The sequence below is a fragment of the Rothia sp. CCM 9419 genome, from assembly GCF_048512815.1.
Taxonomy (GTDB): domain Bacteria; phylum Actinomycetota; class Actinomycetes; order Actinomycetales; family Micrococcaceae; genus Rothia.
The window spans coordinates 141085-155978 of record NZ_JBLXXY010000004.1; the positions used below are offsets into that span (position 1 = coordinate 141085).

Genomic DNA, 14894 nt, shown 5'->3' on the forward strand with positions numbered 1-14894 from the left:
CATCTACAACAAAATCATCTCTTCTCTACCCTAACTGAGGAAGAAACCAAGAAAAAATGTCTTGTCACACAACCAACCAGATAGGATAGAAACTATGCCTATCGTCATGGAAACTCGACCAGCAGCATACGCTGTCATCATTGAACAAGGAAAAATTCTGCTCACCAGATTCCTCCCAGAAAACGCGCCCGAACGTGCCGCGTGGACACTGCCAGGCGGTGGAATGGAACCAGCAGAACAACCCGAACACACCGTACGTCGAGAAGTCCTTGAAGAAACCGGATACCTCATCGAAACCGATACAATACTAGGCGTCCATGCACTCCACCTTCCCCTCGAAAAACACCAGAAAATGCCTTTTTGTGCATTGAGAACGGTCTACCGTGCACACATTATCTCAGGAGAACTAACACACGAAACCAACGGCAGCAGCGACCAAGCTCGTTGGATACCCATCGAAGAACTCGATAACATTCCCAAACTCTCCCTCCTCGAAGACACCGCCCGTATGATGGGATACCGTAACATCACAGATTGGGTACAACAGCACCAAACCAAAACCCAACCTTCTGACGAAAGGAGCACCGCACATGAAAGCTAAAGCCCCGTGGCTAGCCACACTCGCCACCTGCGCTATCGCCTTAAGCGGGTGTTCAACCCCTACAAAAATTACGGCAGACCCCTCCGCACCAACCTACGGAAAAATCCGTATCTCTACTGGAATCTCAGAAGAAACCGCACTCATCGCCACCATATACTCTCAAGCACTACAAGAAGCTGGGTACACAACTGAACTTGTAGACACCGGTACTGACAGAGCCGGATACCTCAAAGCGATGGAACAAGAACAGACCCCAGAACCAACACCAGAAAACAACGAAGACATCCCCTATAACGACCCCAGCACCGTAGACATCACACCGGACTACTCAGGAAACTTACTCCTCTACCTCACTAACGACGGAAAATTTAGCCCCGCCTATATCCAGCAAGAACGCCAAAAAATATCAGAAGAAAACCCCAACGCCATGTACACCTACGGTTGGGGCGAAAATGATCAAGCTGCCGGAGAAGAATCTGTACCCACCGCACAAGAATACGACCCGAACCTTGACCAACTCACACCACAAAACAACGAGACACCATCCCAAAGCACCCCAACACCAACACCTACCCCCACAGGACTCAACGCTAAAGGGCTAAGCGATAACGAAATCATCAACGCCATCAAACAAGTGTTACCATTCGGGCTGAGCACCCTCAAACCTGCCTCAGCTCAAAACCGTGACGCCCTCGTCATCACCAAAGCAACCGCCGCAAAATACCAACTCAAATCCCTAGCTGACATCGCTCAACACTGCAAAGAGCTCACCCTCGGAGCACCAGAAAGCTTCAAACACCGCTCCTACGGTCTGCAGGCGCTAGAACGCTACTACCACTGCGTTCCTAAAAACTTCCGACCCATCAACAGCCAAGAAAAACTCTCAGAAGAACTCGCATCAGATAACGTCCATATTGCAGACATATTCTCCGCCTCAGCAACAATTGAAGACAACGCCTACACCGTTTTAGAAGACCCTGCTGGTATCTTTATCTCACAACAGATAGTTCCTATTGTTAGAGCAGAAGAACTACCTCAAAGCGCACGAGAAGCAATTGATTCAGTGTCATCTCGACTTAGCTCAACAGATCTCACAGAATTCAACCGACTCACTTCCGGACAAGGCGCAATCAGCAACGAAGACGTTGCAAAATTCTGGTTAAAAACATCAAGAGAGTAATCTAAGCAACATGAAAACTTATCAACAATCTCAAAAACTCAATAACGTCCTATACGACATCCGCGGCCCCCTCCTCGAAGAAGCAACAGCCATGGAAGCTGAAGGACACCGAATCCTCAAACTCAACATCGGCAACCCCGCACCCTTCGGATTCGAAGCACCCGACGCCATCATGCGTGACATTATTCAACACCTACCCGTCACCCAAGGATACTCCGACTCACGAGGCCTCTACTCAGCACGAACCGCCATCGTCCAGTACTACCAAAACGAAGGAATCCTCAACCTAGACCCCGACGACGTCTACCTCGGCAATGGCGTCTCCGAACTCATCCCCATGACGCTACAAGCACTTTGTAATGATGGAGACGAAATTCTTATTCCTTCGCCGGACTATCCACTATGGACAGCATCCACTGCGCTCGCAGGAGGAACCCCCCGACATTACCTTTGCGATGAACAAAATGGTTGGGAACCAGATATTGAAGATATCCGCTCAAAAATTACAGAAAAAACTCGCGGTATCGTCGTCATCAACCCGAATAACCCCACCGGTGCCGTGTACTCCGAAAATGTTCTATCCCAAATTGTTGATATTGCCCGCGAGTACGGTCTTGTTATTTTTGCTGATGAAATTTACGAGAAAATTATCTACGATGACGCAAAAATGGTGCACATGGCGTCCCTCACCAAAGACGATGTTCTCTGCCTAACATTCTCCGGCTTATCAAAAGCCTATCGCGTAGCGGGGTATCGTTCTGGGTGGGTTGCGATTACCGGACCCAAATGGGCTGCAGAAAGCTACCTTGAAGGTATTAAACTTCTGGCTTCAATGCGTCTATGCGCTAACGTGCCTGCACAGCACGCTGTACAAACAGCATTAGGCGGGTACCAATCTATTAATGATTTGATACTTCCAGGTGGCAGACTCAAAGAACAACGTGACCTCTCATACCATCTGCTCAACGACATGGATGGGGTGAGCTGTCAACCTGCTCAAGGCGCTCTCTATCTATTTCCCAAACTAGATATCGAGAAATTCAATATTTCTAATGACGAAAAATTTGCTCTTGACCTGCTTAAAGAGTCAAAGATTCTTATTAGTCAGGGAACAGCTTTTAACTGGTCTAAACCAGATCATTTCCGTTTAGTGTTCTTACCTGATACGCAAACACTAGCAACAGCGTTGGAGAAACTCGGAAACTTCTTAGCAGATTACCGACAGTAGAAAATACTAGGTAAGAGAACTATCAGGTGGTGGGGTGCAGAACGCTAGGTTCTGTACCCCACCACCTGATGTTTATATCCCAAAGTGCGCTGATTTATGATTCGGAAGAACTCTGTTCTAAGCGTTCTTGTCGTGCAGCGTTAAGGCGTTGATGTGCTCCGTCTAACCATGCCTCACAACGGTTTGCAAGCTCTTCTCCTCGCTCCCATAGCGCAATAATTTCTTCAAGGCTAGAAGTTCCAGATTCCATCGCCGTCACGACGTTCATTAATTCTGAACGAGCTTGCTCATACGAAAGGTCTTCTACCGGGACGTTGGAAATAGATGATGCAAATGTAATGTTTTCTGAAGATTTAGAGGTCATGATGTTCTCCTTCGAGAGAGTCAAAATATGGGAGTTTTATCGGCTAATTATTTTTTTGAGTTAGCGTCACCGAGAATCTGTGATTGGACAGAACCTTGTGCAAAGCGAAGGGTGACGATATCTGCCTCGTGTAGGTCTTGTGCGCTGGTTACAAGTTTCCCCGAAGAGTCTTGAACCAAAGCGTATCCACGTTCAAGCGTCTGCTGTGGAGATAACGCTTGAACACGTGAACGCAATTGTGAAAGAACCTCACGCGAACGTAACAACAACGAGTGAGCTGTTGTAAAACTCCGATTACGTAGGTGCTGTAGTTCCTCCTCATAACGTAGAAGAGTGGTTTGGGGAGATACTAAGACGGGGCGTGAACGCACCTGCGCCAGATGATATTTTTCTGTCTCAATCTTTTGGTACGCCATCCGCATTAACGACGCTTGAAGCTGCGTAATATAGAGACGTTCTTGAGCCATATCAGGAACAATACGTTTCGCGGCATCCGTCGGTGTAGATGCACGAAGGTCCGCGACTTCATCAAGAATAGGGTTATCCGCTTCATGCCCGATAGCGGAGACAACTGGTGTTTGTGCCCGATAGACGGCTCGAATCAGAGCTTCTTCAGAAAACGGTAAGAGGTCTTCCATCGCGCCACCACCACGAGCAATGACGATCACATCCACATCTTCTAAAGCATCAAGTTCTTCAAGCGCTTGTGTGACTTGGCGTAGTGCTTGTGCTCCTTGTACCGCGACTTCTCGTATCTCGAATTGCACTGCCGGCCACCGCAAACGAGCATTACGTATCACGTCTTTGCAAGCGTCAGAGTCTCGTCCCGTAATGAGACCAACACGTTGAGGCAGAAAAGGTAGGGGCTTTTTGTGCGCAGGGTCGAAAAGACCCTCGTCCGCCAAAGACTTTCGCAGATTTTCTAACTGCTCAAGAAGCGTTCCTCTGCCCACTGTGCGAATATCACTAGCGCGCATGGACAGGCGCCCTGTCTTCTCCCAGAAGCTAGGCTCTAAACGAACGACTACTCGCTGTCCGTGCTTGAGCGGTGAAGATAACCCTGTAAGTACTGAAGAATACAACAATACTGGAATAGATTTTTCCTGTTCCACATCGCGTAACGTCAAATAGGTGACTCGACCGCGGGGATTCAGCTCGATGATTTGTCCTTCAACCCATGTTGCTGGGCACCGATGAATATAACCGGCAAGTTTTTGGGAATAATGATGTACCGGCCAAGGGTTATACTCATCAGTTTGAGCGCCGTATTCTGGAAGCGGGCGGTTCTTCGTACGTTCCTCAGCAGCCGGAATCAGCTGCGGAGTTAAAGAAATATCCATATAGGTAGTCTCCCACGAGTTGAGAGTCTTCTTCTAGTCCACCAAATATTTTCTTGCCCAACGGCATCACAGTATAGTGATGAGAAAGAATGTAGAAGGGGCACCTATGAGAAATCATCAATACCAGCACACATCTAATGGTGAAGACGACCCTACTATACAACTCATAGGGGATGATGCTCCGACGCAAAAACTTGTGTTGGATGAGATTGCCCAAGACTACGGAAAATCTGTCGATGGTAATTGGCATATTTCGGGTTCACCGTCTGCATCTGCTGATCATCAGATACCTTACCTTGAGGATAATAGCTACAGCTGGTGGTTGATGGTTCGTCGTACTATCGCAGTACTTTGTGCACTATGTTCTATCGTGCTAGGTGCTGCTGGTGGTGTTGGATATTGGGCAGAACAAAACATCATTTCAGAGCAAGGGTTTAGTTCTTTAGCGAGCCCATTAGGGCAAGACTCGTCCTTTCAAAAAGCGCTATCTGACGCTGTTGTTGCGGACATTATGAAAGACCAGACCGTCAAAAATTATCTTGGAGAAGGTCAAGAAGAAGGTTTTTTCGGGTCTATCAAAAATTGGTTGCGTGAACGCGTCAAAGAGAATATCCAAAAGGCTGCTCAGTCGGTGACTTCGCAAGAATCCTACCAACATATGTGGAACGATATTGTCACTCGTACCCACCGTTATAACGTGGGGGAAGAACATCAGAATATCGCCCTTGATATTGACCCCGTCTATGAGCAGGTCAACAGCCAACTAGGCCAATTCTTAGGCGACAAACTCAGTATTTTTCACCCCGGCGAGCACCTAATTGTTCTTGATAGCTCCCACTCACGAACCGCAGAATACCTCCACCAGATAAAACACTTTGCCCAGCAATGGAAACTATATTGCGGGCTTAGCGCCTTGTCGTTGCTTGTAGGAGTTATCCTCTGGGGTAGGAACCGAAGCATCTATGCGGGGTGCATCTTTTTAACACTTAGTGCAATATCTTGGTGCTCAAGCATATTTTTAGGCACAAAACCTCTAGCGCAGGCAGATGAAGCAGTTTCTTCTGAAATAGGTAAAATTTTTGTGCAAAGGTTCAGCAGCATCATAACTGACTCTGCTACGAACTATGTGAACTCGTTAACTATTCCTCTGATGGTCATCGGAATAGTACTAATTTTGCTGGGTGTGGCATTTTCCATAGTTTCGCTAGGTGCGAGAGAGCGCACAGCAGGTGTCAGAATATAGCGGAAACACGTAACATAGTATCTATGTCCACAACACAGGTTGATTCAACAGTTTCTCTCGGGTTGCCTCAAATGCCCCGTACCCGCCGAACTCGTGAAGAGATAGAGGCTGCAGCACCTATCAAAGGGGAGAAGAAAGTTCTTCTTGCTGCACCCCGCGGGTATTGCGCAGGCGTCGATCGCGCCGTCATCGCGGTCGAAAAAGCTCTCGACCATTACGGTGCCCCCGTCTATGTTCGTAAACAAATCGTACATAACCGTCACGTAGTGGAAACACTCGAAGAACAAGGCGCAATCTTCGTAGACGACGTGGACGAAGTACCCGAAGGAGCCGTCACCGTATTCTCTGCCCACGGTGTGTCCCCAGCAGTCGTCAACGCCGCCGCAGAACGTGAACTAAACACCATCGACGCCACCTGCCCGCTCGTCAACAAAGTACACCGTGAAGCAATACGCTTTGCAAAGCAAGACTACGATATTCTGCTCATCGGACATACCGGACACGAAGAAGTCGAAGGCACCGCCGGCGAAGCACCTGAACACATCCAGATTGTGAACTCACCCGACGAAGTCGATAAAGTCACTGTCCGAGACCCTAACAAAGTTGTGTGGCTATCACAAACAACACTATCGGTTGACGAAACGTTAGAGACCGTAGCACGTTTACGTGAACGCTTCCCCTCCTTACAAGACCCACCATCCGACGACATTTGCTACGCAACCTCAAACCGTCAAGGCGCCATTAAAGAAATTGCACCCCAAGCCGACCTCGTTATTGTGGTTGGTAGTGCAAACTCGTCAAACTCCGTTCGACTCAAAGAAGTAGCACTAGAATACGGTGCAAAAAAAGCTGAACGCGTTGATTTCGCGCATCAAGTAGACGAAAGCTGGTTTGAAGGTGTGGCAACCGTTGGACTAACTTCCGGCGCATCCGTCCCAGAAGTCCTCGTGCGAGAAGTCCTCGCCCTCTTACAAGACTACGGTTATCACAAAGTCGAAGAAGTCGAGACAGCTAAAGAAGACATTCTTTTCTCCTTGCCCAAAGAACTTCGTGCCGCACTAAAAAATGACGAGAACGCTGGGCGACAACTTGGCGGACGTGGAGCTAAACCTACCCGCTAAAACCTACCAACCCCATTAGCGGGATTTTCAAACCCCTCAGACGCTTTTAGTTATTCCACGAATCATAGTCAAAAGGCTCATCTGAGGGGTTTGTGCGTTGCGGGAAAACACGAGAAGAAGCATTCGGCGTCATATTGCGTGGGGTAGGGCGTTCAATCATCACAGCCGGCGAATCATCTTCATCCTCAGCAGAAGAAGCTTCCCACGAGGAGTCATGCCCTACAAATTCTGGTGCGCCAAGAGGCTTGGCAAAAGAATCTAAAGGGTCACTGCGCAGAGAAGATGAAATAGACGACGAATCTAAATCAGCAATTTTACGGGCCGTCACAAAAACGCGGGTCTCTAAAGAACCAACCAAAGAATTATACGATTCAACAGCCTTATTCAACGACCTGCCCATACCCTGTAGATGTGCGCTCGCGGTGCCAAGACGTTCATAAAGTTCTTGTGAGAGCGATAGAAGTTCTTTTGCATTATCGGTCAGAGTCTCTTGACGCCACGAGAAAGAAATAGCCTTCAGACAAGATAACAACGATACGGGGGAGACCAGAGCAATATTTTTTGCGTAAGCGTCATCTAATAGTGAACTATCTGCTTGTAACGCGGCAGATAGCGCAGACTCTAACGGGATGAAACAGAGCACAAGCTCCGGAGAAGACGAAAAACCTGTCCAATACTTCTTACGAGCAAGAGTGTCGATATGGGCACGAACTTCTTTGACGTGTTGAGCAAGAGCCTGCTGTGCAAGATTCTCATCGTCACCGGCTTCTTGAGCTTTAAGATAAGCATTAAGCGGGGTCTTCGCATCTAAGATAATAATCTTTTCCCCAGGCAGATGAATTAACATATCAGGCCGGATGATGCGTTCTCGTTCATGAGAAGGCGTAATCGTTGCGCTCACTTGCTCTTGAAAAGAAACATGTCTAGTCATACCAGCGGCTTCAACAACTCGACGGAGCTGCGTCTCACCCCAAACTCCGCGTGCGCTAGATGAACGTAACGCACTAGATAGCCCCTGTGTGACGGTGCGTAGATTCTCTTGTACTTGGGCTGAGGCTTTGAGCGCTTCAGACACTGCACCGTATTGTTCTGAACGTTGTGACTCCATCGCTCGAACAGAACGTTCCATCGTGGCAAGTTGCACTTTGACCGGTGCTAGAGCTTGAAGGACATCAGCGTCTTCTCGTGAACGTTCTTGTAGCGCCTGAACTTGTTGAGTGAGGTATTGTTGCGTTTTTTCAGATGCGGTGAGCTGGGCGTTAAGACGGGCATTATGCTCTCGCAACGATGAGATAGACCCTGATTTGAGGTATCCAAGATACCAGCCTAAGAAAAGTCCAAGGATAAAAACAAGGGTAAGAGCAAGAGGGAACGTCGCATCAGTCATAACTACTAGTCTAGTGTTTTTCTACCGATGTTAGCTATTGGTGATGGACGTTCCCGTACGCTGTGTTTATGTGTAGTGTGTGGTAATCCACCCGCGTTCTTGTGCCATCTGCGAGGCTTGGTGCCGGTTAGCTGCACCAAGTTTTGCAATAGCAGAAGACAGATGATTGCGGGTGGTACCTTCGCTGAGGTGAACTATTGCGGCAATAGCCTGAATAGAATCACCGCGATGAGCGACGCTGAGCACCTCTTGTTCGCGTGATGTCAACGGGTTATTGCCGACGATACAAGACTGCGCAGCAAGATGAGGGTCGATAACCTTTTCTCCAGTGTGCACGGCACGAATGTGCTGTGCCAGCTTTTCAGCTGGAGTGTCTTTGACGATGAACCCGCGTGCATCATTCTCTAATGCCCTTTGTAAATATCCTGGGCGAGAGAACGTCGTAATGATGAGGGACTTTGTAGAACTATGGACTTGTGCGAGTTTTTCGAGTACATCAAACCCGCTGCTACGCGGCATCTCAAGGTCAAGTAGAAGAACATCAGGTTGCTCCTCTTCTACTAGAGTTAGCGCTTCAAAACCATCAGCTGCTAACCCAACAACCGTCAAATCATCATGTAATTCTAGAAGTGTGCGCAGAGCTTCACGGATGAGTTGTTGATCGTCAGCAATAACAATTCGTATCATCACGCTCTCCTTAGAACAGATACTGGGCAGTGCATCTAGTTTGATGCACCAGACATATCAACAAATACGCGTGTACCAGGGCGCCGCGGACGATCGGTGGCGTTGGTGATAGATACTACGCCACCGGATTCTGCTACACGCTCTTTGATACCCAGTATTCCATGACCATCGGTAGTCTTCGCAATACCGACTCCGTCATCAATAATTTCTAGGGTCTTCTCCGTGACACGAACTGTCACTGTAGAAGCCTTGGCATGACGCAAAATATTGGTTGAGGCTTCTCTGAGCACCCACCCAAAGAGTATGTCATAACGTTGGTCTGCCATAGATTTTTCGGGTAACTGAAGCTGAATATCACAATGAGAGAACAAAACTTTGAGATCTTCTAACTCTCCAGATAGCCCAGGGGTTTTAAGACGCGTGACCGTTGACCGTAATTGTGCTAGAGCGGTGCTGGTGAGCTCTTTAATATTTTCGAGTTCTTCACGGGCCTTTGGGGCGTCGTTATCGAGGAAGGCTGATATGAGTTGTGTTTTGAGATTAATCGTGGTGAGAGTCTGACCTAACGAATCGTGTAAGTCTCGGGCAATACGAGATTGCTCTTTCTCAACAGTTAGTTGAGTTTTTCGTTCTTGACGCTTTGTCCCTACGACATCGGCAATCCCAGCACAATAGATAGCAAAAACACCGATCATCGGGCTAATTGCTACAGGCCAAGAATCAGGGGAAATCATGATGATGAGTCCAATAAAAAATACGCTAAGGACTAAGGAAACGCCCATTGCAACCGTTAACGGAGCCAAAAACATCCACAATGCAACGAAATAAGGGAAGCTCGTGAACATCTCAACACCAAATATCCACGCCAAGGCGCTAATAGGCAGAGAAAGTAAAAGCGAACCATAGATGAGGGGAATGATGGTGGCTGATGAACGCTTTGGATGTTTACCGATAACCACAAAATTGCCAAGATAGATTCCGGCAAAGATCAGGAGCAAACCCCACCCAATAATATGTTCAAAAGGGGTGGATGCTATATGAAAAAGGACGGCTATAGGAAAACCTAGAAAAATGAGGCTAGGAAGAGGAGCTAAAATTTTTTGAGTAATTTTTTGTGTTTTCATGCAATTATCATCTCGTTTTAGGGCGGCGCTCAACCAGTGTCATACCACCGAAGTATTCCATGACAAATGTCAGGGTTAGAGACCCTACCTCGAACTTTCGGCTCTCATGGCAGGCTATTGCTACACTGGAAAAGATTTTACGCTCAACGTCTTACTCATAACCCTTATTGAAGGACAATTCCATGCCCTACCTCTTTCTCTTTCTTGCCATTGGCGCCGAACTCATCGCAACCTCACTGCTCAAAACTACCGAAGGATTTACCCGCCTACTGCCCACATTAGGGTGCTTGAGCTTATACGGACTATCATTCTTTGGGCTATCACACGCGGTCAAAGATATCCCTGTCGGTGTTGCCTACGCAATGTGGAGCGGGCTAGGCACAGCTGCCATCGTTGGTATCGGTGCAGTGTTCCTCGGTGAGCCTCTGAGCGTCGTTAAAGTTATTGGTGTTGGGCTCATTATTGCTGGTGTGCTGATTCTTAACCTCTCAGGTGCTGCCAGCCACTAACAAGGAACGCTAAAGAGCGAGTAGACTTATGAGCAAGACTCCAACAATTTTCACAAGATAAAGGTATTAGTGTGGCTTTAACTATTGGCATCGTAGGCTTGCCCAACGTCGGCAAATCAACTCTTTTCAACGCGCTCACCAAGAACACTGTTCTTGCAGCGAACTACCCCTTTGCAACCATCGAACCAAACATCGGTGTTGTTAACCTTCCCGACCCCCGCCTGAACCGTCTAGCCGAAATTTTTGGTTCAGAACGTATCCTGCCCGCAACCGTATCCTTTGTGGACATTGCCGGTATTGTGCGTGGTGCATCTGAAGGCGAAGGCCTCGGTAACCAGTTCCTTGCCAATATTCGTGACGCACAGGCTATTGCACAAGTTGTGCGCGCCTTCGACGACCCCGACGTCATTCACGTAGACGGCAAAGTCGACCCAGCCTCCGATATGGAAACGATTAACACTGAGCTGATTCTTGCTGATTTGCAGACCCTCGAAAACGCTATTCCACGTCTGGAAAAAGCCGTCAAAATTAAAAAAGGCGACCCCGCCCAGCTCGAAGAATACCGTAAAGCTCAAAAAGTTCTTGAAGCGGGGGAGACCGTCATCTCTCAAGCAAAAACCGCAGGTATTGAACTGTCCTACCTCAAAGAACTCAACCTTCTGACCACTAAACCCTTCATCTACGTCTTTAACTCTGATGATGGTATCTTGCAATCAGCTGAGAAACAGCAAGAACTGCGTGACCTTGTTGCACCAGCTGAAGCAGTATTCTTGGACGCAAAACTCGAAGCTGACATGGTAGAGCTTGACGAAGAAGAAGCCCGCGAAATGCTCGAGATGAGCGGACAAGACGAATCTGGTCTCGACAAACTCGCTCGTGTTGGTTTCTCCACCCTTGGGTTACAAACATACCTTACTGCTGGCCCGAAAGAAGCCCGCGCATGGACCATCAACCAAGGCGACACTGCACCACAGGCTGCTGGCGTCATCCACACTGACTTTGAACGCGGATTCATCAAAGCTGAAGTTGTATCTTTTGCTGACCTCGATGCAGCCGGCTCAATGCAAGAAGCCAAATCTCGTGGGCAGGTACGTATGGAAGGCAAAGAATACGTGATGCACGACGGTGATGTTGTCGAGTTCAGGTTTAACGTCTAAGCCTGCAACGCAGGTTGCATGGAGTGGTGGCTTCTGCTACTGGTAGAGGGGTGATTGGATCTCTATTTGATATAATAGAATTACATCTTTCATTTTTGAAGCGTAATAGAGTTATATTTAATTATGAGGTATTTGAATGCATTTGTTGGATTTAGAAGAAATGCAGCGTTCGGTTGAAAATCCGCGTTCTCGGGTACTGGTGGCTGAGGCTGTTAAATGCTACCAAAACGGTTTGTACCGTGCATCATTGGTGTCGTTATGGGTAGCGGTTGTGTCGGACTTGACTTATAAGATTAAATACCTTTCTGATACTGGTGATAGAAATGCCAAAAAGATTCTCGATAGACTTATAAAGGGGCTTGACGAGGATAATGTACCGTCTGTTCAAAGCTACGAAAGAGAACTGCTTAGTAAGGCGGAAAAAGAGCTTGAAATTATCTTGAAGCATGAAAAAGAGCAGCTTGACCGTCTATCTAAAGATCGTAACCGTTGTGCCCATCCTGCCTATGACAGTAATCTAGACCTTTTCGTCCCAGATGCTGAACAAGTTCGTGCTCATTTAGCTGCTGCTTATCGAATAGTATTTTCACAGAGGCCGATAGCTGGAAAAGCTCTGATAGAGCAGCTTCACGAGCAGCTCAGGGGCTTTCACTGGGCGCATAGCAAGGAATCTTTTCTTGACATTTTTTTCACTCCTGCGAGAGGTACTGTTAAAAGCAATATCGTGAAATCACTAATTAATATGAGTGTGTCTTCTGACGAAGGTGGCGATGTGGTTGAACGGTCCTCAGAAGCAGTGTATTGGATAGCTGAGGAATCTCGGAGTGATTTTGAAGATGCTTTGAAGAGCGTGTTGGGGGCTCGCTCCTTTGGGTTTGAAAAGCTAATTAAAGCGTTTGGGTTGTATGGGAGTTTTCCAGAATTTTGGTCAGCGCTAGGAAACGGCAACAAGATTCAGCTGGAGCAATACTTTGTTAAGATGGAATCTGTGAAGCTGTCTAAATCTTTATTGGAAATAAAACCGATTATTTATGGTGTACCTTGCCTTGAGGAATTTTCTAATGCTTTAAGGAAAATGTTTGAGAATGCGGAAGCGGCGGACTTTGCTGAATTAGTAGAGCTTACCGATGAATACAGTTTGGCTGGACCGTCTGTTATCAAACGCCTGCAAAAGGCTAGCAGTTTTGTAGAGGCTAGAGCGCAATGGAAGATTCTCGTGAGATATGGTAAGTCCATGGATGCTGAAAGTATTAACTCTCTACGTGAGGCAATTGAATATAACGATGAAAAGCACCGTTCCCAAGTATCATCCGCTTTCAATTGTATGAGTTCTTTAGAAAGTCTGTATTGCGATATTAGTTCTTCGGATGAAGTTGCCAATGAATGGAAGAAACTTGTGATTTACTTGAACGAGCAGGGAGAACATAATCTTGAACAGAGCGTTTTTGCAGAGTTGCTGAAACCAATTGAGGATAGCGAATAATCTCGATATATTTGAGGCTAGGTTTATTTTATGTATCCTAGAACACATTATTATGTTTCAGCTTTATTTTGATTATTACTTGGGTGATTCTTGCTAAGAACTTCTAGGTAACTGACACCATTGGTCATCTGTGGGTTGACGAAAGTGGTTGTCAGGCTTTTCTTGGAATTTTTAGTTGATGAAGAAAATTTATTTACTTTTTATCACAACTAAATATGTTTAATTGCAAGAGGTGTGTGTCAAAGAATGAGCATGTCATAAGTTGTTTTATTGGTATAGTAATGTGCAACACGCCTTGTGGGTTGAGGTTAGGCAAACCTGAAAAACAGTTGATAATATGAAGCCATCTTGCTTTGACGCCTAACAAAACTAAGGAGTTTCTATGCGTCGCTTTCTGGCTACAACCTTTGCCACTGCCCTTTTCGCAACCGGAGTAGTCGGTTGCTCTGGGGCCGCTGACACCACTACGGCTGCTCCCAGTGAAGATAAGAGCAATACCAAAGTCCTCAACCTCTATTCCTCACGTCACTATGATGCAGACAAAGAAGTCTACAAAATGTTTGAGGAAGAGACCGGAATTAAACTCAACGTCGTTGAAGGCAAATCTGGTGAACTCATCGAACGAGTCACTCGAGAAGCCAACAACCCTGAAGCTGATGTCTTCTTGACCGTTGGCGCAGAATCTATATCACAGCTCAACGACGCAGGAGTCATCGCAGACTCCACCTCTGAGACCATTGCAAACAACATCCCCGAAAAATATCGTGGGGAAAACTGGATGGGCATTGTCTCCCGTGCACGTGTCATTGCCTATAACAAAGACACCGTTGACCCTTCAACCATCAAAACCTATGAGGACATCACTAAACCAGAATGGAAGGGTAAAGTTCTAGCACGTTCCTCATCCTCTTCATATAACCAAGCTCTTCTAGCAAGCTTCGTTGCTCTTGACGGTCAGGAAAAGGCTACTGAATGGGCACAAGGCGTTGTCGATAACTTCGCACGCGAACCTAAAGGTAACGACCGCGACCAAGCTAAAGCAGTTGCAGCAGGTGAAGGCGATCTCGCTATCATGAACTCTTACTATTGGGCTCTGATGAACCGTTCATCTGACCCCGAGGTTGCTAAAGTGACCGAAAAAGTAGGCATGATCTTCCCTGAGAAGACTCACCTCAACCTTTCTTATGCTTCCGTACTTAAGGGAGCTAAGAATAAGGACAATGCTATTAAGTTCCTTGAATTCCTATCCTCCGAAAAGACTCAAGAGTTTATTGCACAAGAGAACGGTGAGTTCCCTCTGAATCCTAAGACTGGTCTTCCTGAGCCACAGAAATCTTGGGGCGAGTTCACCACTCAAGACTTAGACTTCTCAACCTTTGGTAAGGATAAGCCTGAAGCAACCCGCATCTTTGATCAGGTTGGCTGGAAGTAAACACCATTCACTGTGATGTGCCGGGTACCTTAAACGGT

14 protein-coding genes are annotated in these 14894 nt (G+C 47.0%); 9 read left to right on the forward strand and 5 right to left on the reverse strand.

The genetic code is table 11. The features are described 5' to 3' along the window. The first annotated feature begins 94 nt into the window (after positions 1-94). Genes ACN08W_RS05305 through ACN08W_RS05315 form a run of 3 tightly spaced genes read left to right on the forward strand, consistent with a single transcriptional unit; the run spans position 95 to position 3009 of the window. Positions 95-601 carry an NUDIX hydrolase gene (locus ACN08W_RS05305; RefSeq protein WP_419107032.1) on the forward strand — a complete coding sequence of 169 codons (507 nt, stop codon included), beginning with the start codon at positions 95-97 and terminating at the stop codon, positions 599-601. Continuing rightward, entirely contained in the window at positions 591-1781 is a 1191-nt protein-coding gene (locus ACN08W_RS05310) for a glycine betaine ABC transporter substrate-binding protein (RefSeq protein WP_419102872.1), read from the forward strand. The genes ACN08W_RS05305 and ACN08W_RS05310 overlap by 11 nt, the downstream gene beginning before the upstream one ends. A 10-nt stretch (positions 1782-1791) precedes the next feature. Beyond that, the gene (locus ACN08W_RS05315; protein ID WP_419108963.1) at positions 1792-3009 is read left to right on the forward strand and encodes a pyridoxal phosphate-dependent aminotransferase; all 1218 of its coding nucleotides are present in this window, start codon (positions 1792-1794) and stop codon (positions 3007-3009) included. 94 nt (positions 3010-3103) lie between these two features. Here the strand turns inward: ACN08W_RS05315 and ACN08W_RS05320 are convergent, their stop codons facing one another. Both ACN08W_RS05320 and xseA read right to left on the reverse strand, forming a co-directional pair. Beyond that, positions 3104-3373, reverse strand: a complete 270-nt coding sequence (locus ACN08W_RS05320) for an exodeoxyribonuclease VII small subunit (RefSeq protein ID WP_419107030.1) — start codon at positions 3371-3373, stop codon at positions 3104-3106. A gap of 47 nt (positions 3374-3420) precedes the next feature. Continuing rightward, positions 3421-4713, reverse strand: a complete 1293-nt coding sequence (gene xseA, locus ACN08W_RS05325) for an exodeoxyribonuclease VII large subunit (RefSeq protein ID WP_419108964.1) — start codon at positions 4711-4713, stop codon at positions 3421-3423. Positions 4714-4819: 106 nt separating this feature from the next. Here xseA and ACN08W_RS05330 point away from each other — a divergent pair, with 106 nt between their 5' ends. After that, positions 4820-5956: a hypothetical protein gene (locus ACN08W_RS05330; RefSeq protein ID WP_419108965.1), complete on the forward strand. Its 1137-nt coding sequence runs from the start codon at positions 4820-4822 to the stop codon at positions 5954-5956. Positions 5957-5979: 23 nt separating this feature from the next. Then, a complete protein-coding gene (locus tag ACN08W_RS05335) occupies positions 5980-7077 on the forward strand; it encodes a 4-hydroxy-3-methylbut-2-enyl diphosphate reductase (RefSeq protein ID WP_419105581.1) in 1098 nt (365 codons plus the stop codon). 46 nt (positions 7078-7123) lie between these two features. On the opposite strand, the gene ACN08W_RS05340 is transcribed toward ACN08W_RS05335, so the two are convergent. The 3 genes from ACN08W_RS05340 to ACN08W_RS05350 form a co-directional block, all read right to left on the reverse strand. Next, the gene (locus tag ACN08W_RS05340) at positions 7124-8464 is read right to left on the reverse strand and encodes a DNA recombination protein RmuC (protein ID WP_419108966.1); all 1341 of its coding nucleotides are present in this window, start codon (positions 8462-8464) and stop codon (positions 7124-7126) included. 66 nt (positions 8465-8530) lie between these two features. Continuing rightward, a complete protein-coding gene (locus ACN08W_RS05345; protein WP_419108967.1) occupies positions 8531-9151 on the reverse strand; it encodes a response regulator transcription factor in 621 nt (206 codons plus the stop codon). 35 nt (positions 9152-9186) lie between these two features. Then, complete coding sequence (locus ACN08W_RS05350) at positions 9187-10275, reverse strand: sensor histidine kinase (protein WP_419108968.1); 1089 nt, start codon at positions 10273-10275, stop codon at positions 9187-9189. 182 nt (positions 10276-10457) lie between these two features. On the opposite strand from ACN08W_RS05350, the gene ACN08W_RS05355 reads away from it, so the two are divergent. The 4 genes from ACN08W_RS05355 (at position 10458) to ACN08W_RS05370 (ending at position 14856) form a co-directional block, all read left to right on the forward strand. Beyond that, positions 10458-10784: a DMT family transporter gene (locus tag ACN08W_RS05355; protein ID WP_419102864.1), complete on the forward strand. Its 327-nt coding sequence runs from the start codon at positions 10458-10460 to the stop codon at positions 10782-10784. 71 nt (positions 10785-10855) lie between these two features. Then, a complete protein-coding gene (ychF, locus tag ACN08W_RS05360) occupies positions 10856-11941 on the forward strand; it encodes a redox-regulated ATPase YchF (RefSeq protein ID WP_419100786.1) in 1086 nt (361 codons plus the stop codon). A 145-nt stretch (positions 11942-12086) separates the two neighbouring features. Beyond that, a complete protein-coding gene (locus ACN08W_RS05365) occupies positions 12087-13424 on the forward strand; it encodes a hypothetical protein (RefSeq protein WP_419108969.1) in 1338 nt (445 codons plus the stop codon). A gap of 382 nt (positions 13425-13806) precedes the next feature. Next, on the forward strand, positions 13807-14856 hold the full coding sequence (locus tag ACN08W_RS05370) for an extracellular solute-binding protein (RefSeq protein ID WP_419108970.1): 1050 nt from the start codon (positions 13807-13809) through the stop codon (positions 14854-14856). The last annotated feature ends 38 nt before the right edge of the window (positions 14857-14894 follow it).